Source organism: Isoptericola cucumis, from assembly GCF_014635665.1.
In the GTDB taxonomy this organism is placed as follows: Bacteria; Actinomycetota; Actinomycetes; order Actinomycetales; family Cellulomonadaceae; genus Isoptericola; species Isoptericola cucumis.
The window spans coordinates 182,323-201,773 of record NZ_BMDG01000002.1; the positions used below are offsets into that span (position 1 = coordinate 182,323).

Annotated in this window: 18 protein-coding genes; 12 read left to right on the forward strand and 6 right to left on the reverse strand. The window is 76.6% G+C overall.

The features are described from left to right. The first annotated feature begins 113 nt into the window (after positions 1 to 113). The 7 genes from IEW03_RS03020 to dtd all read left to right on the forward strand — a co-directional run bounded on the left by IEW03_RS03020 (position 114) and on the right by dtd (position 4,719). A complete protein-coding gene (locus IEW03_RS03020) occupies positions 114 to 1,166 on the forward strand; it encodes an ABC transporter ATP-binding protein (RefSeq protein ID WP_188522172.1) in 1,053 nt (350 codons plus the stop codon). After that, positions 1,163 to 1,984 carry an ABC transporter permease gene (locus IEW03_RS03025; protein WP_188522173.1) on the forward strand — a complete coding sequence of 274 codons (822 nt, stop codon included), beginning with the start codon at positions 1,163 to 1,165 and terminating at the stop codon, positions 1,982 to 1,984. Before IEW03_RS03020 ends, IEW03_RS03025 begins: the two co-directional genes overlap by 4 nt. A gap of 122 nt (positions 1,985 to 2,106) precedes the next feature. After that, positions 2,107 to 2,397 (forward strand): type II toxin-antitoxin system Phd/YefM family antitoxin, encoded by a 291-nt coding sequence (locus tag IEW03_RS03030; RefSeq protein ID WP_188522174.1) that lies wholly within the window; start codon positions 2,107 to 2,109, stop codon positions 2,395 to 2,397. A gap of 25 nt (positions 2,398 to 2,422) precedes the next feature. Beyond that, a complete protein-coding gene (locus tag IEW03_RS03035) occupies positions 2,423 to 2,848 on the forward strand; it encodes a type II toxin-antitoxin system VapC family toxin (protein WP_188522175.1) in 426 nt (141 codons plus the stop codon). Between the two features lie 10 nt (positions 2,849 to 2,858). Next, positions 2,859 to 3,191, forward strand: coding sequence for a DUF2516 family protein (locus tag IEW03_RS03040; protein WP_188522176.1), 333 nt, complete (start codon positions 2,859 to 2,861; stop codon positions 3,189 to 3,191). Further along, entirely contained in the window at positions 3,188 to 4,297 is a 1,110-nt protein-coding gene (locus tag IEW03_RS03045) for an asparaginase (protein ID WP_229737346.1), read from the forward strand. Before IEW03_RS03040 ends, IEW03_RS03045 begins: the two co-directional genes overlap by 4 nt. Then, positions 4,294 to 4,719, forward strand: coding sequence for a D-aminoacyl-tRNA deacylase (dtd, locus tag IEW03_RS03050; RefSeq protein WP_188522177.1), 426 nt, complete (start codon positions 4,294 to 4,296; stop codon positions 4,717 to 4,719). Before IEW03_RS03045 ends, dtd begins: the two co-directional genes overlap by 4 nt. A gap of 24 nt (positions 4,720 to 4,743) precedes the next feature. Here the strand turns inward: dtd and IEW03_RS03055 are convergent, their stop codons facing one another. Together IEW03_RS03055 and IEW03_RS03060 are read right to left on the reverse strand one after the other, a co-directional pair. Next, positions 4,744 to 5,496 (reverse strand): LPXTG cell wall anchor domain-containing protein, encoded by a 753-nt coding sequence (locus IEW03_RS03055; RefSeq protein ID WP_188522178.1) that lies wholly within the window; start codon positions 5,494 to 5,496, stop codon positions 4,744 to 4,746. A 107-nt stretch (positions 5,497 to 5,603) separates the two neighbouring features. Next, the gene (locus IEW03_RS03060) at positions 5,604 to 7,586 is read right to left on the reverse strand and encodes a DUF4012 domain-containing protein (protein WP_188522179.1); all 1,983 of its coding nucleotides are present in this window, start codon (positions 7,584 to 7,586) and stop codon (positions 5,604 to 5,606) included. Between the two features lie 127 nt (positions 7,587 to 7,713). On the opposite strand from IEW03_RS03060, the gene IEW03_RS03065 reads away from it, so the two are divergent. Further along, complete coding sequence (locus IEW03_RS03065) at positions 7,714 to 8,157, forward strand: OsmC family peroxiredoxin (protein WP_188522180.1); 444 nt, start codon at positions 7,714 to 7,716, stop codon at positions 8,155 to 8,157. A 148-nt stretch (positions 8,158 to 8,305) separates the two neighbouring features. Here IEW03_RS03065 and IEW03_RS03070 read toward each other — a convergent pair whose 3' ends face one another. Further along, positions 8,306 to 9,367 carry an NAD-dependent epimerase/dehydratase family protein gene (locus IEW03_RS03070; RefSeq protein WP_188522181.1) on the reverse strand — a complete coding sequence of 354 codons (1,062 nt, stop codon included), beginning with the start codon at positions 9,365 to 9,367 and terminating at the stop codon, positions 8,306 to 8,308. Between the two features lie 200 nt (positions 9,368 to 9,567). On the opposite strand from IEW03_RS03070, the gene IEW03_RS03075 reads away from it, so the two are divergent. After that, complete coding sequence (locus IEW03_RS03075) at positions 9,568 to 12,537, forward strand: FAD-binding and (Fe-S)-binding domain-containing protein (RefSeq protein ID WP_188522411.1); 2,970 nt, start codon at positions 9,568 to 9,570, stop codon at positions 12,535 to 12,537. 12 nt (positions 12,538 to 12,549) lie between these two features. Here IEW03_RS03075 and IEW03_RS03080 read toward each other — a convergent pair whose 3' ends face one another. Further along, complete coding sequence (locus IEW03_RS03080) at positions 12,550 to 13,296, reverse strand: DUF8692 domain-containing protein (protein ID WP_188522182.1); 747 nt, start codon at positions 13,294 to 13,296, stop codon at positions 12,550 to 12,552. A 92-nt stretch (positions 13,297 to 13,388) separates the two neighbouring features. Beyond that, positions 13,389 to 14,042, reverse strand: coding sequence for a TetR/AcrR family transcriptional regulator (locus tag IEW03_RS03085; RefSeq protein ID WP_188522183.1), 654 nt, complete (start codon positions 14,040 to 14,042; stop codon positions 13,389 to 13,391). Between the two features lie 105 nt (positions 14,043 to 14,147). Here IEW03_RS03085 and IEW03_RS03090 point away from each other — a divergent pair, with 105 nt between their 5' ends. The 3 genes from IEW03_RS03090 to IEW03_RS03100 are packed head-to-tail and all read left to right on the forward strand — an operon-like array spanning position 14,148 to position 17,907. Further along, positions 14,148 to 15,059, forward strand: a complete 912-nt coding sequence (locus tag IEW03_RS03090; protein WP_188522184.1) for an ABC transporter ATP-binding protein — start codon at positions 14,148 to 14,150, stop codon at positions 15,057 to 15,059. Beyond that, on the forward strand, positions 15,056 to 17,263 hold the full coding sequence (locus IEW03_RS03095) for a YhgE/Pip domain-containing protein (RefSeq protein ID WP_188522185.1): 2,208 nt from the start codon (positions 15,056 to 15,058) through the stop codon (positions 17,261 to 17,263). The genes IEW03_RS03090 and IEW03_RS03095 overlap by 4 nt, the downstream gene beginning before the upstream one ends. Before the next feature lie 38 nt (positions 17,264 to 17,301). Then, positions 17,302 to 17,907, forward strand: coding sequence for a nitroreductase family protein (locus tag IEW03_RS03100; RefSeq protein ID WP_188522186.1), 606 nt, complete (start codon positions 17,302 to 17,304; stop codon positions 17,905 to 17,907). A gap of 25 nt (positions 17,908 to 17,932) precedes the next feature. On the opposite strand, the gene pdxR is transcribed toward IEW03_RS03100, so the two are convergent. After that, positions 17,933 to 19,381, reverse strand: a complete 1,449-nt coding sequence (gene pdxR, locus IEW03_RS03105; RefSeq protein WP_188522187.1) for a MocR-like pyridoxine biosynthesis transcription factor PdxR — start codon at positions 19,379 to 19,381, stop codon at positions 17,933 to 17,935. Positions 19,382 to 19,451: the final 70 nt, after the last annotated feature.

Sequence of the window (19,451 nt, forward strand, 5' to 3'; positions counted from 1 at the left end):
GACTGCCATCGCCCGGGGACCGGTGACCCGGGGTCCGGCGCTCGGCCGCACCACGGACGCACTCCCAGCCTACGGGCGTGCGCCGGACCCTCCGACCGCACAGGAGGAGAACCATGAGCACGACCCCGAACGGGTCGGCGCCGGCGATCGACGCCTCGATCGACGTGCGCGGCCTGACCAAGACCTACCGCTCCCCAGGACGGCGGGGCCGCGAGGTCCGCGCCCTCGCCGGCCTCGACCTCGCCGCCGCACCCGGCACCGTGCTGGGGCTGCTCGGCCCCAACGGCGCCGGCAAGTCCACCACCGTGAAGATCCTCGCGACGCTGTCGCGGCCCGACGCCGGCAGCGCCCGCGTGGCCGGGCACGACGTCACGCGGGACCCGGCCGCCGTCCGCCGCGCCATCGGCTACGTGGCGCAGCGCCCCGTGACCGACCCGATGGGCACCGGGCGCGAGAACCTCGTGCTCGCCGGGCGGCTGCAGGGCCTGTGCGCCCGCGCCGCGCGGAGCCGCGCCGACGAGCTGCTCGAGCGCTTCGGCGTCGCGCACGCCGCCGACCGGCTCGTGAAGACCTGGTCCGGCGGGATGGCGCGCAAGCTCGACGTCGCCGTCGGCCTGGTGCACCGCCCGCAGGTGCTGTTCCTCGACGAGCCCACCACCGGGCTCGACCCCGAGGCGCGCACCGCCATGTGGGCGGAGATCGAGCGCATGGCGGCCGGCGACGGCATGACCATCCTGCTCACCACCCACTACCTGGACGAGGCCGACCGGCTCGCCGACCGGGTCGTCATCGTCGACGCCGGCCGCGTCGTCACGTCGGGCACGCCCGACGCCCTGAAGGACGAGCTGCACGGCGACGGGATCACCGTCGAGCTGGAGGACGGCACCGCGCAGGCCGCGGCCCGCGCCGCGGCGGCCGTGCCGGGCGTCGTCGACGTCGTCGCCGACGGCCGCACCCTGCGGGCCCGCGCCGAGGCCGGCGCCACCGCGCTGCCCGCGCTGCTCGCCGCGCTCGACGCGGCGGGCCTCGACGTCCGGGCGGCCGGGCTGTCCCGGCCCACGCTCGACGACGTCTACCTCGCCCGCACCGGCCGCAGCCTGGAGGAGGCCCACCGGGCCGCGACCCCTGCCGGCCGGGACACCGACGTCGAGGAGGTGGCGGCATGAGCACGCCGACGAGCACGACGACGAGCATGCCGGCGACCGGCACGCTGACGCAGACCGTGCTGCTCACCGGGCGGCAGGCGCGCCAGGGGATGCGCATCCCCGTGTTCATGGTGATGAACCTGCTGCAGCCGATGATCTGGCTGCTGCTGTTCGGCCAGCTGTTCCGGTCCGTGATCGAGATCCCCGGGTTCGCCGGGGGAGCGGACGTCACGTACCTCGAGTACCTCACCCCCGGCGTCGTGATGATGACGGCGATGGGCGGCGCCGCGTGGGCGGGCACCACGTTCGTGCAGGACATGGACCGGGGCGTCATGGACCGCTTCCTCGCCTCGCCCACCAGCCGCGGCGCGCTGCTCGGCGCGACGATGGCCTGGTACGCGCTGCTCGCGTGCGCGCAGGCGCTCGTGGTCGTGGGGGTGGCGTGGGTCGGCGGCGCCCGGTTCCCGGGCGGCTGGCCGGGGATCGCGGTCATGCTCGTCGCGGTGGCGCTGCTGAGCTGCCTGTTCGCGGCGCTCTCCGGCGCGGTCGCGCTGCTCACCCGCCAGCAGGAGGCCCTCATCGGCGTCTCCCAGCTGCTGACGATCCCGCTGATGTTCCTGTCGTCGGCGGTGATGGACCCGTCCCTGGCGCCCGACTGGATCGCCACCGCCGCGCGGTTCAATCCGTTCGACTGGGCGGTCGTCGTGGCCCGCGAGGCGCTCCAGGGGTTCGCCGACCCCGGTGCCGTCTGGCTGCACCTGGGCCTGCTCGCTGCAGCGGTCGCGGCCATGGCGGGGCTCGCGACGCTCGCGTTCCGCGCCTACCGGCGCGCGATCTGACGTCGCCCTGACGCCGAACAGGTGGTTGTCGTCGTATTGCGCCCGCAATACGACGACAACCACCTGTTCGGCACGACGGAGGTGCAGACGGCGGGAGCGGGCGGGCGGTACGGTCGTGCGTCATGGAGGTCTCCGTGAGCGCGCTGCGCGCCGAGCTGAAGTCGTGGATCGAGAAGGCCCGCGCCGGCGAGGAGGTCGTCATCACCGAGCGCGGCGTGCCTGTCGCGCGCCTGTCCGCCGTCGAGACGGCCGATCTCGTCGCCGGGCTGGTGCGCGACGGGCTGCTCACGCCCGCGGACACCGAGCGCCCCGTGCACGCCGTGCCCGAGGCCGACCCCGCTGTGAACGGCTCACGACCGGCCGCGCGGACGCCGTCGCGCATGTCCGACCTGGTGCGCCGCATCCGGCGCTGACACCGGAACCGAAGGACGGAGCACGATGGCCCTCGTCTACCTCGACGCCAGCGCCCTGGTGAAGCTCTGCGTGCGCGAGCCCGGCTCGCGGCTCGCCAGCGCGCTGTGGAACCGGGCCGACGTCGTCGCGACCTCCCGCGTCGCCGACGCGGAGGTCCGCGCGGCCCTCGCCGCGGGGGAGCGGGCCGGCGTCCTCGACCCGCTCGCCCGCCGCCGCGGCACCGCGACGTGGGAGACGCTGTGGCCGGCGCTGCACGTGGTCGAGGTGACGCGGGACCTCGGCGACCGCGCGGCGGACCTGCTCGCCACCTGCCCGGTCCCGCTGCGCGGCGGCGACGCGCTGCACGTGGCCAGCGCGCTCTCCCTCGCGCACGACGACACCGTCGTCGCGGCCTGGGACGAGCACGTCGCGGGGGCGGCGCGCTCCGTCCGGCTCCGCGTCCTCCCGTAGGCTCGTCCCCGTGCTCGGATCCCTCCAGTTCCTCGTCCTCGCGGCGCTCGCCGTCGTCGTGCTCGTCGTGCAGGCCGTCGCGTTCGTCGACGCCGCGCGCCGCCCGGCGAACGCCTACGTCTCCGAGGGCAAGCTGAAGAAGAACATCTGGCTGATCATCCTCGGTGTCGCCGCGGTGATCGGCTTCCTCGGCCTGCCGCCGGCCATGATGACGTCGACGTCGTTCTTCAACGTCATCGCCGTCGCGCCCGCGATCATCTACTGGGTCGACGTGCGCCCCAAGATCCAGCCGTACGGCACGGGCGGTGGCCGCCGCCCGCAGGGCCCCACGGGCGGGTGGTGACGGTGGCCGGGGAGGCGCCCGGGATCACCCGGGAGGTCGCGCCCGTCGCCCGCGGCGCCGTGCCGCTCGCCGAGGTGGTGCGCGGCGGCCTCGTGGAGTCGGTGCACCTCGGACACCTCGTCGTGCTCGACCCGCGGGGCGAGGTGCGCCTCGCCCTGGGTGAGGTGACGACGACGATCTGGCCCCGCTCGTCGGTCAAGCCCCTGCAGGCGGCGGCGATGGTGCGCGCGGGCCTCGACCTGCCGGAGCGGCTGCTCGCGCTGGCGGGCGCCAGCCACGACGGAGCGGCCGTGCACCGCGACGGCGCGCGGGAGATCCTCGCGGGTGCCGGCCTCGACGAGTCGGCCCTGCAGAACACGCCCGACCTGCCGCTGGACCCGGCCGAGGCGCTCGCCTGGCAGCGCGCCGGCCACGGGCCCGAGCCGATCACCCAGAACTGCTCCGGCAAGCACGCCGCGATGCTCGCCACCTGCGTGGCCCGGGGCTGGGACACCGCGACCTACCGGGAGACGTCGCACCCGCTGCAGCAGACGATCCGCGCGACCGTCGCGGAGGCGACCGGCGACGACGCCGCCGGGATCGCCGTGACCGTGGACGGCTGCGGCGCCCCGCTGTTCTCCACCACGCTGCTCGGCCTCGCCCGGGCGTTCTCGCGGCTCGCGGCGGCCCCCGGGCGCGAGGACGCGGAGCCCGGCGTCAGTGCTGCGGACGGCCGGCGAGCCGACGGCCTCCGGCCGCACCTCGCCCGGGTGGCGCGGGCGTTCGCCGCGCACCCGGAGCTCGTCGCCGGCGAGCGTCGCGACGCGACCGCCGCGATGCGCGCGGTGCCCGGGCTCGTCGCCAAGGACGGCGCCGACGGCGTGTACGCGGCGGGCCTGCCCGACGGCTCGGCCGTCGCCTTCAAGGTGCTCGACGGCGCGTCGCGGCCCCGCCCGGCGGTGCTGGCCGCCGCGCTGCGGGCCGCGGGGGCGCTCGAGCTCCCCGGCACGGACCGGGCCCGGGCGGAGGCTGGGCTGGCGGCGCTCGCCGACGTGCCGGTGCTCGGCGGCGGCGTGCCGGTCGGCCAGGTCCGCGCGGTGTTCTCGGCGGACGGGGTGCTCGCGTGAGGGCGGTCGTGCAGCGGGTCACGCGGGCGAGCGTGACGGTCGACGGCGAGGTCGTGGGCGCGATCGGCCGCCCGGGCCTGCTGGCCCTGGTCGGTGCGACGCACGACGACGGCCCGGAGCAGGTCGCGACGGTCGCGCGCAAGATCGCCGAGCTGCGCATCCTGCGGGGCGAGCGGTCGGCGTCCGACGAGGGCGCCCCCGTGCTCGTGGTCAGCCAGTTCACCCTGTACGCCGACGTGCGCAAGGGCCGTCGGCCCACCTGGAACGCGGCTGCCCCCGGGCCGGTGGCGGAGCCGCTGGTGGACGCCGTCGTGGCGGACCTGCGCTCGCGCGGGCTGGAGGTCGCCACCGGCCGGTTCGGCGCCGACATGGCCGTGGAGCTGGTGAACGACGGCCCCGTGACGATCCTGGTGGAGGCCTGACGGCCCCTGATCGGCCCTGACGCGTCAGCCGGAGGTGCGGCGCCGGCGCACGGCCGCGACCGCGACTCCGCCGACGACGACCAGGCCGGCGGCGATCGCGACGAGGCCGGCCACCTCGGCGCCGGTCTGCGGCAGGAAGCCGGCGCCGGGCGCCGCCGCCTCCTGCGGCCCGGGTGGCGCGGCCTCCCCGGGCACCGGGGCGCCGACCGTCTCGCCGGGATCCGGGTCCGCGCCGTCGGGCGGCGAGGAGGGCGGCACGCCGGGCGGGTCCGTCGCGCAGCTCGGCGAGGACGGCGGGTAGGCGGCGGTGGCCGTCATCTCGGGGTTGACCTGGAACAGGACGTCCACGGACGGGCGCACCCAGTCGTACTCGTCGCCCTCGACCCACACCCCGTCCTCCAGCCGCCAGCCGGGCCAGTCGATCGGGGTGCCGTCGGTGTCCGCGACGGCTCCCGGCCACAGCACCCGCCCGGACAGCGGCAGGCCGGTCAGCACGACGTCCTCGCCGGCGGGATTGATCCAGGTGAGCGTGAGGGAGTCGCTGTCGGTGCCGGTGGCCGTCACCGCGTAGCGCAGGTACGGCACGTCGCCGTCGCAGATCGGCTGCAGCACGTCGGCGGTGAGCGTCGGCTCCTCGGGCGGCGGGTACTGGGTGCCGGTCGGGCTGGGGTCGGCGTCCGCCACCGCCGCCTGCGCCCCGGTGATCCCGATGCCGGCGCCCACGAGGAGGCCGACCGCGACGCGAGCCGCCGAGCGGGCTGTGACTGCCGTGGACATCTGTGCTCCCTCGCCGGTACGGGTGGTTCCTCGCTCGATCACGCTAGCGGCGGCGCGCCCGGCCCAGGCCGTCGTCACCCGGGTGAAAGTGCTGGCAGCGGCCGCATTCACCCGCAGGCCGGGACCTCGACGTCGAGCAGGCCGCCCTGCGTCGTCGTCGGGGTCGACCACACCTCGAGCCGGCCGGGCGGGGTGCCCTCGCCGGCGCTCGGTGCGTCGCCGGTGCTCGGTGCGCCGCCGACGGTGTCGGCCGCCGCGGACGCGGGGACCGTCAACCGCAGGGTCGTGCGCTCGCCCGGAGCCAGCACGACGGTGACGGCGAGCGTCGGGCGCGCGTGGGTGGTGCGGGCCTCGCCGCCGAGCGGCGCGCCGTCGCGCTCCAGCCGCGGCGCCTCGCCGCCCCGCGGGCCGGACACCGCCACGCCGAGCCGCAGCGTGCCCGGCGGGCTCGACCCGCCCGGCAGCCCGGCGACGTACGCGGGCAGCGCCGTCGCGGCGTCCTCGGGCGCCGTCGACGCGAGGCCGAGCTCGAGGGTGTCCACGCGCCCGTCGGGCGTGCACTCCGAGCCCGCGTGCGTGAGGGTCGCGTCGAGGTAGGCCGACATCTTGCCCGAGACGTGGTCGGTGAGGAACACGCCCACGGCGTCGGCGGCGCGCGGGGCCCGGTCGAACGCCCCGGCCAGCACGGTGCCCGTGAGGCGCTCCTGCTCCGGCTCGTGCGGGGACCACAGGCGCACCCGGTGCTCCACCGCGGCGTGCTGCATCCCGACGAGCAGGGCGGCGGGGGAGACGTCGTCGGCGGTGGCGCGCGCGAGCACGGCCGACGCGACGTCGGCGAAGAACAGGTCGGCGGTCTGCGGGTCGAGGACGTCGTACACCCGCCGCAGCAGGACGTCGACGGCGTTCTCGGCCGTCACCTCCACCGTGTCCCGCCCGAGGGCCTCCGCCACCGGGCCGGACAGCGGCACCTCGACCGGCCCGGCCTGCGCCAGCAGGTACGACAGCGCGACGGGGTCGGTCGCGAGCACCCCGTCCACCTGCTCGCCCTGGGCGCGCGCCCACATCTCGGCGGCCAGGCGGGCCGACGTCGGGAAGTCGGGGGTCGCGGTGACGTCCTGGACGAACGTGCCCAGCCGGCCCGTGTACGCCGCGTCGTCGTCGGGCTCCAGGGGCAGCACCGGCTCGTCGAACGGGCCGACGTCGGCCGCCGCGACCTGGCGCACGACCTCGGCGCGGCCCCCCTCGACCCGCAGCAGGGTCAGCGCCCCGGGGATCCCGCCGCCGGCGCGCAGCTCCGCCGTGCTCATGCTCAGCAGGAGGTACGTGCGCGGCCCGTCGGCGCCGAGCATCGTCGGCGCGAGCGTGGCCGCGCGGTCGGCGGTGTCCGTCGCGGCCGCCAGCTCGCCCACCCGGTCGCGCAGCGCGGCCACGGGCTCGCCGAGCCGGGGGAGCAGGGCGTCCACCTCGATGCGCGCCAGCCGGTCGTCGGCGGCGGTGACGGTCCGCTGCGCCGACGACACCGCCGGGGCGACGGCCTGCAGGGGCGCCAGGTCGAGGCCCCCGTCCGCCGTCCGCGACATGGCGGACATCGCGTCGGCGAGCTCGGCGAGGGCCGGCAGCACGTCATCGGTGACGTCGTCCAGCACCAGGGCGACGTCGGTCGCGGCCCTCGCGGACGGCCCGACGACGGGCGCGCGGGCGGCGAGCCACCACAGCGGTCCGTCGGTCGCCTCCCGCGCGACCGTCGTCTGGCGGCGCAGCTCGGCGAGGGCGGGGGACTCGGCGAGGGCGGGGGACGCCGCCGGCGGGGCCGCGCCGTCCCCGGCGCCGTCGGAGGACTCCGAGGGTTCGCCGGGCGTGACGCCCGACCGCAGGTCCTCCGCGACGGCGGGGACCTGCGCCGCGGCACGCGTCAGCGCCGCGCGGGCCACGACGGCGTCGCGCACCAGCAGCACCGCACACACCGCCGCGGCCACGACGACGAGGCACACGCCCAGCGCGACCCACCGCCCGGCGTGCCGCCGCCGCGGGCGTTTCGGGGCGCCGGGGTGGCGCGCCGTCCCGGCGACCGGGTCGGTGTCGACGATCATCTGAGCACCGTAGGTCGGCCCGGACGAGGCGGAGGGATGAAAGTGCGGGTGATGTCCGTGCGCGAGATACGCCGGGGATCGCGTTACGGTCGTCCTGACCAGTCCCGGAGCACGAAGGAGTACAGCCATGCCCACTCGTACCGCACGCACCGCCTGGAACGGCACCCTGCAGGAGGGCTCCGGTCGGGTCGAGCTCGCCAGCTCCGGTGCCGGCGCCTTCGACGTCTCCTTCCCGCGCCGTGCCGCCGACGACGCGGGCGGCGTCACCAGCCCGGAGGAGCTCATCGCGGCCGCGCACTCGTCGTGCTACGCCATGGCGTTCTCGCTCGAGGTCGCGAACGCGGGCGGCACGCCCGGCGCGACCGACGTGAGCGCCGACGTCACGCTGAGCCCGGCCGCCGGCGGCGGGTTCGAGATCTCGAAGATCGCGCTGACCGTCGTCGGTGAGGCGACCGGCATCGACGCGGACGCCTACCGCGCCGCCGCCGAGGCCGCCAAGGGCGGCTGCCCGGTCTCCAAGGCGCTCGCGGGCGTCAGCGAGGTCACCCTGGACGTCACCTTCAACGGCTGACGCGACCGCACCGCCGGATCCGCACCGCCGGATCCACCCAGCCCGACCCAGCAACGAGCGTGCTGACTTGATCCTCACACCGGCGGTATGAGGATCAAGTCAGCACGCTCGTTGCGGATGAGCTGCGGCTGAGCTGCGGTCGACGGGCTCAGGCGAGCAGCGGCGGGGAGCCGGCGCCGGCCCCGTCGCGGATGCCCTCGACGGTCTCGCGCAGCACCTCGCCGGGGTCGCGGGTCGGCCGCCAGCGCAGCAGCTCGTGCGCCCGGCCGGCGTCCAGGACGACGTCGGCGCGCGCCATGTCGAACCACCCCACGTCGATGGGCACGAGCCGCGCCGCGGAGGCCACCCTCAGCCCGGTGCGCACGAGGTCCGGCGACACGTCGGCCGACCGCCCGCCCGCGAGCAGCCGGGCCAGGTCGTCGCCGTCGAGCCAGCCGGTGGGGGCGAGGTTGAACGCCCCCGGGTGCCGCCCGACGACCACCGCCCGGTACGCGTCCGCGGCGTCGTCCGTGTGCAGCACCTGCAGCCGCAGCCCGGCGGGGAGCGGCAGCACCGGCAGGAGCGCCCCCTCCGGCGCCCGCTTCGCCGCCAACCGCAGCGCCGTCGTCCCGAGCCGTCCCAGGAAGTACCGCGAGAGCTCGGCCCCCGCCTCGCGCTGGAACATCAGCGACGGGCGCACCCGCGTCACGACCAGGCGGGGGTGCGCCTGCTCGACCTCGTCGAGCATCCGCTCGACGGCCACCTTGTGCGACGAGTACGTGGACGTCAGCACCCCGCGGGCGGGCCACGACTCGTCGACGGCGGACCCGTCGGCCGGGCCGGGCGAGTAGACGCCCGACGTCGAGCCGAACACCAGGTGGCGCACGTGCTGGCGCAGCACCGCGTCGACGACGGAACGCGACCCCCCGAGGTTCAGCCGGCGCTGCGCCTCGACGCTGCGGGTCGACGGCGACGCCCAGGCGAGGTGCACCACCGCGTCGGCGCCCGCGAAGGCCTCGTCGAGGCCGCGGACGACGGCGTCGGCCGTGTCGGTGAGGTCCACGCGCACCCACTCGGCGGCGTCGTGCGGGAACGACACGGTGCTGGACCCGTCGGCGCGGGGCACGCGCCGCGCCACCCCGACGATCGAGGTCACGACGGGCTCGCGTGCCAGGGCTCGCAGCACGGCCGTCCCGACGTTCCCGCTCGCTCCCACCACGACGACGCGCATCCCCCGACGCTAGCCAACGGGTGCCCGTGCCGCGCGCGGTGGCGGGCGCGTCGACCAGGGCGCGGGCCGCGCCCTGGGACCCTCCTGCCCCGGGCGCGAGTGGATGCGAGAATCGCCCCGTGCCCGCCGAGAACGTCGTGACCACGCCCGCAGCCGTCACCGGAGGTGCCGCGCCCGGCGCGGAGCGTGGGCAGGCCACGCTGGAACAGGCCGAGGTGGAGCGCGCGGCGGCCGAGGCACGCGAGGCCGTCGCCACGGCCCTGCGCACGGTCGTCGCGGGCCAGGTGGACGCCGGCGCGCGCCGCCGGGCCGAGTACTCCACCGACGCGTCGAACTACCGCGTGCTGCCCGACGTCGTCGCCTTCCCGCGCAGCACGGCCGACGTCGTGCGCTCCCTCGAGGTGCTGCGCGAGCTGAAGATCCCCGTGACCCCGCGCGGGGCGGGCACGTCGGTTGCCGGCAACGCGGTCGGGCCGGGCGTGGTGCTGGACTTCTCGCGGCACCTGGACGAGGTCGTGTCGCTCGACGTGGAGGCGGGCACCGCCACGGTCGAGCCGGGCACCGTCATGTCGACGCTGCAGCGCGCGGGCGCCCCGCACGGGCTGCGCTTCGGCCCGGACCCGTCCACCCAGAACCGCGCCACCCTCGGCGGGATGATCGGCAACAACGCGTGCGGGCCGCACGCCGTGGCCTACGGCCGCACGGCCGACAACGTCGTGTCGCTCGACGTCGTCGACGGGCACGGCCGGCGCTTCACTGCCGGCCGCGGCGACCCGACCTTCGCCGCCGTCCCCGGCCTGGCCGAGCTGGTGCGCGAGAACCTCGCGCTGATCCGTACCCAGTTCGGCCGGTTCGGCCGGCAGGTCTCCGGCTACTCGCTGGAGCACCTGCTGCCCGAGAACGGCTCGGACCTCGCCAAGGCGCTGGTCGGCACGGAGGGCACGTGCGTCACGGTGCTGGGCGCGACGCTGCGGATGGTGCCGGTGCCGAGCGCACCCACGCTCGTCGTGCTCGGCTACCCCGACATGCCCGCGGCCGCCGACGACGTCCCGCACCTGCTGGGCCACCACCCCCTCGCGGTCGAGGGTCTCGACGCCCGGCTGGTCGACGTCGTGCGCCGGGCCAAGGGCGAGGGCGCGGTGCCCGCGCTGCCGGACGGTGCGGGCTGGCTCATGATCGAGGTCGGCGGCGCGTCGCAGGAGGAGGCGAGCGCGCGCGCCGAGGCGATCGTCACGGCCGCGTCGGCGACGTCGTCGCTGGTGCTGCCGGCCGGCCCGGACGCCACCAAGATGTGGCAGATCCGCGCCGACGGCGCCGGCCTCGCGGGGCGCACGCCCGCGGGCGAGCAGGCGTGGCCGGGCTGGGAGGACTCCGCGGTGCCGCCCGAGCGGCTCGGCGCCTACCTGCGCGACCTCGACGCGCTCATGGAGCGCTACGGCGTCGACGGGCTGCCCTACGGGCACTTCGGCGACGGCTGCGTGCACCTGCGCATCGACATCCCGCTCGAGACCTCGGGCTCCGTGCTGCGCACGTTCATGACCGACGCGGCCCGGCTCGTGGCGCACCACGGCGGGTCGCTGTCGGGGGAGCACGGCGACGGCCGGGCCCGGTCGGAGCTGCTGCCGCTCATGTACTCGCCCGAGGCGATCCGCCTCATGGAGCGGTTCAAGGCGCTCTTCGACCCGGACGACCTGCTCAACCCCGGCGTCGTGGTGCGACCGTCCGCGGTGGACGCCGACCTGCGCCGGCCCGCCGCCCGCCCGGTGATCTCCACCGTGCCGGTGGGGGACCGCGGCATGGGCGGCTCCGGCCCGCTGCACGGCATCGCGAAGAAGGCCGGGCACGTCGGCTTCTCGTTCGCGCACGACCACCACGACCTCACGACGGCCGTGCACCGCTGCGTGGGCGTGGGCAAGTGCCGCGCGGACACGTCGGCGGCGGGCGGCTTCATGTGCCCGAGCTACCAGGCGACCAAGGACGAGAAGGACGTCACGCGCGGACGGGCCCGGGTGCTGCAGGAGGCCGTCAACGGCACGCTCGTCGGCGGGCTGACCGCCCCCGAGGTCCGCGAGTCGCTGGACCTGTGCCTGAGCTGCAAGGCGTGCTCCTCGGACTGCCCGGCCGGCGTCGACATGGCGCAGTACAAGGCGGAGGTGCTGCACCGTACCTACAAGGGGAAGCTGCGCCCGGTCGACCACTACGCCCTCGGCTGGCTGCCGCGCTGGGCGCGGCTCGCCGGTGGCATGCCCCGGTTCGTCAACAAGGTGCTCGGCGTGCCGTGGATCGCGAAGGCCGTGCTCTGGGCCGGTGGCATGGACACGCGCCGCCAGGTCCCCGAGTTCGCCGAGATCCCCTTCCGCACCTGGTGGAAGCGTGGCTGGGCCTCGCACGGCGTGCCGGGCCTGGGCGCCGGGCAGTCGCCCGGCAAGCCGGGGCCGGGCGACCGGCCGAAGGTCGTGCTGTGGACGGACTCGTTCAACGACTCCCTGACGCCGTCCGTGCCGCAGGCCGCCGTGAAGGTGCTGAGCGCCGCCGGGTACGACGTCGTCGTGCCCAGCCAGCAGGCCTGCTGCGGCCTCACCTGGATCTCCACCGGCCAGCTCGACGGCGCCCGGCGACGGCTGTCGTCGCTGCTGAGCGTGCTCGGCCCGTACGCGGTGAACGGCATCCCGATCCTCGGGCTGGAGCCGTCGTGCACGGCCGTGCTGCGCTCCGACCTGCTCGACCTGTTCCCGGACGACCCGCGCGCCCAGGCCGTCGCCGGCGCGACCCGCACGCTCGCCGAGCTGCTCACGTCACCGGAGTCGGCGCCGCCCGCCGAGACGGGCTGGCAGGTCCCCGACCTGTCCGATCTCACCGCCGTCGTGCAGCCGCACTGCCACCAGCACTCCGTGATGGGCTTCTCGGCCGACGAGGCGCTGCTGCGCGCGGCCGGCGCCGACATCAAGGTGCTGGCCGGCTGCTGCGGGCTGGCGGGCAACTTCGGCATGCAGAAGGGCCACTACGACGTGTCGGTCGCCGTCGCGGAGAACGCGCTGCTGCCGGCGCTGCGGGAGGCGGAGCCCGGCACCGAGTACGTCGCCGACGGGTTCTCCTGCCGCACCCAGGCGCTGCAGCTCGAGGGCACCCAGGGCAAGGCGCTGGTGGAGGTCATCGCCGAGCGCCTGTGACCCCGGGCGGGCTCAGCCGGCCGCGGCGACGACCTGCGGGGCCGGGGTCGCGTCCGGCTCCGGCGCCGTCGCGCGGTGGAAGCACCACGCGACGGTGAGGAAGAGGCCGGCGGCGACCAGCTCGCCGGAGGACTCCAGCATGGCGACGACCCAGCTGACGTTGCCCGCCACGTGCGGCTCGACGACGATCGCGGCCATGTCGACGCCCACGGCGCCGACGCCGAGCACCCCGACGCAGCCGAGCAGCCACCAGGAGACCTTCCGGGCGGGCACGCCGCTGCGCAGGTAGGTCACGACCAGAGCCGCGAGCGAGACGACGCCGAGCGCGCCCCACACGGCGAGCTCGCCCCACCCCTGCGGGTCGAGGCCACCGGCGGGGCCGAGGTCCAGCGCCGACGCGAGGGCGCCGCCGGCGGTCTCGTGGATCTGCAGGAGGTCGTCGGCCACGACCAGCAGCAGCACGCCGGCCCACGCCCCGAGCACGGACGACCGCGGCACGCTCCGCGTGCGGTGCGCGAGGAGCGCGGCGGCGGCGAGCATCGCCGCGCAGGCCGCGAGCTCCGCGAACGAGCGGTCCTCGTCGATCTTCCACGGCGACGCAGGGTCGGCCGCGACGCCGTCGCCGAGCCGGTACAGCAGGTCGCCCGCGACGAACGCGGTGGCGACGAGGACCGTGCAGGCGACCCCGACGAGGGCGCGGCGGCGCACGAGGTGGTGCCGGGAGGAGCGGGCCGTCGCGTGCGCGTGCGCTGGGGGCATGCCGCAGAGAGTAGAGCACCCGGCGGCCGGGGCCCGTCGCTGCCCGGCCCTGCGGCACCCGGCAGCGCCACCGTCCGGCCCCGCGACCGCCGTCAGCCGCGCTCGGCGACGCCGGGGCGGGAGATGTCGAGGACGGCGGAGCGCGCGGGCTCGGGCAGCTCGGGCACGAGCACGACGAGGCTGGACAGCAGCAGCCGCTCCAGCTCCGCGCGCGTCAGGTCGCTGCCGCCGAGCCATGCGGCGGTGGCGTTCTCGACGAGCGCCACCCAGCCGCGGGCCAGCAGCTGCAGGCGCGGGCTGGGCGCGAAGCCGATGACGCCCGCCGTCGCCGTCATGCGCGCGACGAGGTCCGAGCGGACGCGCTCCAGCGCCGCCTCGGTGACGTCGTCGGACGCGAGCGTGCCCCGCCAGACGTCCTCCCACACGCGCCGGTGCGCGGTGACGGACCCCAGGAAGGCCGCCATGGCGTGCTCGGGGCGCTCGGCGAGGGGCATGTCGTCGGGGGTCTGCAGGGCGTGGTCCAGGTGGGTGATCGCCTCGAGGGCGACGGTCCGCCGCAGCTTCACGGTGGAGCCGAAGTAGTGGAAGACGAGCGCCTTGGACGCCCCGGAGCGGGCTCCGACGGTGGCGGGGGTCAGCGCGTCCAGGCCGGACTCGTCGACCTCGGCCAGGGCGGCGTCGAGGAGCTGGCGACGTCGGTCGGCGGGCTCGTGCCGGGTGCGCGCGGCCGGGGTGACGGGGACCATGCCTCTAGTTGTACGGGCTTGTTGACCGCCAGTCAATATCGGTCGTACCGTTGTTGATCACAGGTCAACAACGGCCTGCCGGGGCACGGGACGAGGAGTGCAGGGGTGCAGATCACGCTGAGCGGGGTACGGGTCGACGGGCGTCGCGAGCCGATGCTGGAGGCCACGGACCTCGACTGGTCGACGGGCGAGTGCCTGCTCGTGGCCGGTGAGCCCGGGCACGGCCACACCGCCCTCGCCCTCGTGGCGACCGGGCGTCTCGCACCCGCCGCGGGGGACGTCCGGCTCGACGGCGTGGACGCGTCGCCGTCCGCGCTGCGTACCGTGAGCGCCGTCGTCGACGTGCCCGGCATCAGCGAGCCCGACGACGCCCTCACCCTGGCCGACGTCGTGGCCGAGGGCCTCGCGCTGGCCGGCCGGCGGTCGCTGCCCCGGGACGTGGCGCGGTGGCTGGCCGACCATGAGCTCACCGACGAGCGGGGCATGCGCGTGGACCAGCTGCCCGGCGTCGTGCGTACGGCCGTGCTCGCCGCGCTCGCGGCCGAGAACCCGGACGTGCGGTTCGTGGTGCTCACGCTCCCGGACCGGCACGGCGGCGAGCCCGCAGGCTGGTGGGAGACGGCGCGCACGCTGGCGGCGGCGGGCCTCGGCGTGCTCGTGCAGTGCACGCGGTCGTCCGCGCGCGACCTGGGCGTCGACCTCCCGCCCGCCCGCGGCGCGACGCTGCACCAGCCGCCGCAGGTCGTGCTCCGCTCCGGTCCCGCGCCCGTCGCGGCCGTCGACGAGCCGGAGCCCACGGCCGAGACGGAACCTGTGCCGGAGCCGGAGCCGGAGCCGGTGCCGGAGCCAACGGGCGCCGAGGAGCGGGACGCCCTCGAGCCGGAGGACGAGCTGGAGCCGTCGCCCGACCCGGACCCGCGCCCGGAGGAAGACCCCGACCCGCTCCCGGAGGGGGACGCCGCTCCGGAGCCCGCGCCCGTCGTCGGGCGCCACGCCACGCAGGAGGAGGCCCGATGACCGCGGTCCGGCTCGCGCTGTCCGAGCTCAAGCGGCTCGCCGCGGGGCGCATGCCCCGGCTCGCCATCCTCGCGATGGCGCTGATCCCCACCCTCTACGCGGGGCTGTACCTCTTCGCGAACCACGACCCCTACGGCAACCTCGACCAGGTGCCGGCGGCTGTCGTCGTGCAGGACGAGGGCACCACGACGACGGACGCCCAGACGGGGGAGAAGACCGAGCGCGACTTCGGCCGCGACGTCGCGGACCAGCTGCTCGACGACGGCGGCTTCGGCTGGGTGGAGACCTCCCAGGTGGACGCCGAGGCGGGCGTCCGGTCCGGGCGCTACGACGCCGCGCTCGTCATCGGCCCCACGTTCTCCGCCGACCTGGCGTCGGCGGGCGAGTTCGAGCCGCAGCAGGCGAGCCTCACCCTCATCACGAACGACGCGAACAACTACCTCGCGGGCACCATCTCGGACCAGATCGTGGGGCAGGTGCGCGACTCCATCGCGGAGCAGGTCGGCACCGAGGCCGCCGACACGTTCCTGCGCGGGTTCGCGTCGATCCACACCAACCTCGCGGACGCGGTGGACGGCGCGAAGCAGCTCCTCGGCGGTGCCACGCGGCTCGACGACGGGCTCGCCGACGCGGACGACGGCGCGCACAGGCTCGCCGACGGCGCGCAGCGGGCCGCGGACGGGGCCACGACGCTGGACGGCAAGGTCGGCACGCTCGCCGACGCCGTAGGACAGCTCGACGACGGCGCGGGGCAGCTCGCGTCGGGGCTGGGCGAGCTGCAGTCGAAGACGAAGGACCTGCCCGCGCAGACCGAGAAGCTCGCCGACGGCGCCGCGCAGGTGGCCGACGGCAACGCGCAGGTGGCGCGGTACGGCCACGAGGCGGCCGACGCCGCCGGACAGGTGCTGCCCACGCTCGACGGCGCGCGCGCCGACGCGAAGGACGCGTTCGACGGGGCGCAGGACGACATCCGGCAGCGCATCGACGACCGCGTGGCCGCGGTGTGCGCCGACGTGCCGGCCGACCAGCAGGAGCAGTGCGAGGCGATCGCCGCCCAGGTCGTGGACGAGGCGCGCGCAGGGATCGACGAACAGCTCGGCGCCGCGCAGCAGGACGTCGACGCGGCGCTGGACGCGCAGCGCCAGGACGTGCAGTCCGCGGTGACGAAGGTCGAGGGAGCCTCGAAGCAGCTCGACACGCTCGCCGACGGCTCCCGGCAGGTGGCCGACGGCGCGGCCACGCTGGCCGGCGCGACGCCGCAGCTCACGGCGGGCATCGGCTCCGCGGCCGACGGCGCCGACCGGCTCGCGGACGGGACCGGGCAGCTCGCCGCCGCGACGCCGGCGCTCACCGACGGCGTCCACCGGCTGGCCGACGGCACCGGGCAGGTGGCCGGGGGTGCGGCCGACCTCGCGGCCGGGACGACGAAGCTCGCCGACGGCGCCGGGGAGCTCAAGGCCGGCACCTCGGAGCTGCGCGACGGGCTGGCCCAGGGCCTGGGGCAGATCCCCGACGTCGACGACGAGACGCGCGAGGACACGGCGTCGACCATCGGCAACCCGGTCGAGGTGAAGGACGAGTCCCTGTCGTCGGCCGGCACGTACGGCGGCGGCCTGGCGCCGTTCTTCCTCTCGCTGGCCACCTGGATCGGGGCGTACGTCCTGTTCCTGCTGGTGCGACCGCTGTCGGTGCGGGCGCTCGCCGCGGGCCGGTCGGGGCTCGCGACAGCGCTGGGCGGCTGGGCGACGCCCGCCGCGATCGGCGTCGTGCAGGTGGCCGCGATGTTCGCCGTGACCAAGTTCGCCCTCGACATCCAGCCGGCGTACGGCCTCGGCACCGCCCTGTTCCTCGTGCTCGTCTCCGGCACGTTCGTCGCCGTCCTGCAGGCCCTGAACGTGTGGCTCGGCGCCGCGGGCCAGTTCCTCGGCCTGGTGCTCATGCTGGTCCAGCTCGTCACGGCGGGCGGCACGTTCCCGTGGCAGACGATCCCGCAGCCGCTGAAGGCCATGCACCAGTTCATGCCGATGACGTACGCCGTCGAGGGCCTGCGCCAGCTGCTGTACGGCGGCAACCTCGCGACGGTCTCCCGGGACGTGACGGTGCTCGTCGGGGTGCTCGTCGTCGCGCTGGGCCTGACCACCCTGGCGGCGCGCCGGCAGCGCGTGTGGTCGGTCACCCGGCTCCAGCCCGAGCTCGTCCTCTGACGGCGACCCCGCCGTCCGGCAGCAGGCAGGATGGGCGCGTGGAGTTCCAGGACGTGGTGCGCAGGCGGCGGATGGTGCGGCGGTTCACGGGCGAGGAGGTGGCGCCCGACGTCGTGGACCGGCTGGTGCGCAACGCGGTGCGCGCCCCCAGCGCGGGCTTCTCGCAGGGCTGGTCGTTCCTGGTGCTCACGACGCCGGACGAGCGGGAGCGGTTCTGGGCGGCCGCCACCCCGGCCGCGTCCGAGCGGAACATGTCGACCTGGCTGGCGGGCATGCGCACCGCGCCGGTGCTCGTCGTCGTGCTCTGCTCGAAGGACGCCTACCTCGGCCGGTACGCCGAGCCGGACAAGGGGTGGACCGACCGGGACGAGGCGCGCTGGCCGGTGCCGTACTGGCACGTCGACGCGGGCATGGCGTCGCTGCTCATGCTGCAGACCGCGGTCGACGAGGGCCTCGGCGCGTGCTTCTTCGGCATCGGCGCCGGCGAGGTGCCGGCGTTCCGCGAGGCCTTCGGCGTCCCGGACGAGTGGGTGCAGACCGGGGTCGTCGCGGTGGGTCACCCGGCGGACGGCGGTGCCCAGGGCTCGCCGACGCGGCGGCGTCGCAAGCCGCTGGAGGACGTCGTGCACCGGGGACGCTGGTGAGCGGCACCCCGGCGACCCGCCGGCGTCACCGCCGCGACCGTTCGCGCACCGCCGCGGCGAGCCCGGCGACGGCCTCCTCGACCCGCGCGTCGGCGAGGTTGCCGTAGCCGACGACGAGCGCCTCGCGCGGGGACGCCGGTCCCGGTGACGCGGTGACGCGGTAGCGCCGCAGGTCGCCGACGGCGACGTCGCGCTCCGCGGCGGCCGCGACCACGGCCGCGGCGGTGACGCCGTCCGGCAGTCCGAGGACGACGTGCAGGCCGGCGGCCAGGCCGGTGACGGGCAGCCCGGGCAGCGCGGCGGCCAGCGCGTCGAGCAGCGCCGCGCGGCGGCGGCGGAACCGGCCCCGCGCGGCCCGCAGGTGCCGCTCGTAGCCGCCGCCCGTGAGGAACCCGCCGAGCGCCAGCTGGTCGATCGTCGACGGCTCGGGCCCGCCGGCGAGCTCGCCGAGCCGCACGCGCCACCGCGGCGGCAGCACCAGCCACCCGAGCCCGAGCGCCGGCGAGACCGTCTTGCTGAGCGACCCGAGCAGCGCGACGCGGCCCGGGTCGTGACCCTGCAGGGCGGCCACGGGCCGCCGGTCGTAGCGGAACTCGGCGTCGTAGTCGTCCTCGATCACGAGCCCGTCGACGTCGCGCGCCCACGACACGAGCGCGTCGCGCCGCCCGGGGGCGAGCGCCACGCCGGTCGGGAACTGGTGGGCGGGCGTCACCAGGGCGGCGCGGGCGCCGGTGCGGTCGGCCGCCGCGACGAGCCCGCCGACGTCGACCCCGTCGTCGTCCACCGGGACCGGGACGGGGACGAGCCCGGCGTCGCGGGCGACGTCGCGCAGCCGCCCCCAGCTCGGGTCCTCGACGAGGACCGCGCGGTGGCCGGCGGAGCGCAGCGCCCGGGCGAGGCGCGCCATGCCGTCGGCCGCGCCGTGCGTGACCACGACGTCGTCGGAGCTCGCGCAGGTGGAGCGGGCCCGGGCGAGGTAGTCGACGACGGCGGTGCGCGCCGCCGGGTGGCCGGCGGGGTCGGGGGCACCGAGGTCGGCGTCGGGGGCGTCGGCCAGTGCGTCCCGCAGCGCCCGCAGCCACGCCGACCTGGGCACGTGCCGCAGGTCGGGCACGCCCGGGCGCAGGTCGAGGCGGAGGGCCGCGCCCGCGGGGACGGGGGCGGCGCGGGCCGGGTGCTTCGGGACGGCGTGCGCGGCGGCCCCCGTGGCGACGCGCGTCCCGGAGCCGACGCGCGCCTCGCAGAACCCCTCGGCGACGAGCTGGCCGTAGACCTCCGTCACGACCCAGCGCGACACGCCCAGGGTCTCCGCGAGGACGCGGCTCGGCGGCAGCGCCGACCCGCCGGGGACCCGGCCGGCGTGCACCGCGTCCCGCAGGGCGCGCTCGAGGCGGGCGACCAGCGGGGCGCCGTCGTCGCCGAGGTCGAGGACCGTGTCCCACGCGAGGCGAGCATTGGTCTGGGCCGTTGCCATGGAATTGGACGGTACACCCGGACCGATCTGCTCGTAGCGTCGGAGGAGTCAGCCGGCGGGACGGTCGCCG

Excerpts from the sequence above, each read along its gene's own strand:
- IEW03_RS03020 (WP_188522172.1), top strand. The coding sequence starts at position 114 with ATGAGCACGACCCCGAACGGGTCGGCGCCGGCGATCGACGCCTCGATC.
- IEW03_RS03025 (WP_188522173.1), top strand. The coding sequence starts at position 1,163 with ATGAGCACGCCGACGAGCACGACGACGAGCATGCCGGCGACCGGCACG.
- IEW03_RS03030 (WP_188522174.1), top strand. The coding sequence starts at position 2,107 with ATGGAGGTCTCCGTGAGCGCGCTGCGCGCCGAGCTGAAGTCGTGGATC.
- IEW03_RS03035 (WP_188522175.1), top strand. The coding sequence starts at position 2,423 with ATGGCCCTCGTCTACCTCGACGCCAGCGCCCTGGTGAAGCTCTGCGTG.
- IEW03_RS03055 (WP_188522178.1), bottom strand. The coding sequence starts at position 5,496 with ATGTCCACGGCAGTCACAGCCCGCTCGGCGGCTCGCGTCGCGGTCGGC.
- IEW03_RS03060 (WP_188522179.1), bottom strand. The coding sequence starts at position 7,586 with ATGATCGTCGACACCGACCCGGTCGCCGGGACGGCGCGCCACCCCGGC.
- IEW03_RS03065 (WP_188522180.1), top strand. The coding sequence starts at position 7,714 with ATGCCCACTCGTACCGCACGCACCGCCTGGAACGGCACCCTGCAGGAG.
- IEW03_RS03070 (WP_188522181.1), bottom strand. The coding sequence starts at position 9,367 with ATGCGCGTCGTCGTGGTGGGAGCGAGCGGGAACGTCGGGACGGCCGTG.
- IEW03_RS03080 (WP_188522182.1), bottom strand. The coding sequence starts at position 13,296 with ATGCCCCCAGCGCACGCGCACGCGACGGCCCGCTCCTCCCGGCACCAC.
- IEW03_RS03085 (WP_188522183.1), bottom strand. The coding sequence starts at position 14,042 with ATGGTCCCCGTCACCCCGGCCGCGCGCACCCGGCACGAGCCCGCCGAC.
- IEW03_RS03095 (WP_188522185.1), top strand. The coding sequence starts at position 15,056 with ATGACCGCGGTCCGGCTCGCGCTGTCCGAGCTCAAGCGGCTCGCCGCG.
- pdxR (WP_188522187.1), bottom strand. The coding sequence starts at position 19,381 with ATGGCAACGGCCCAGACCAATGCTCGCCTCGCGTGGGACACGGTCCTC.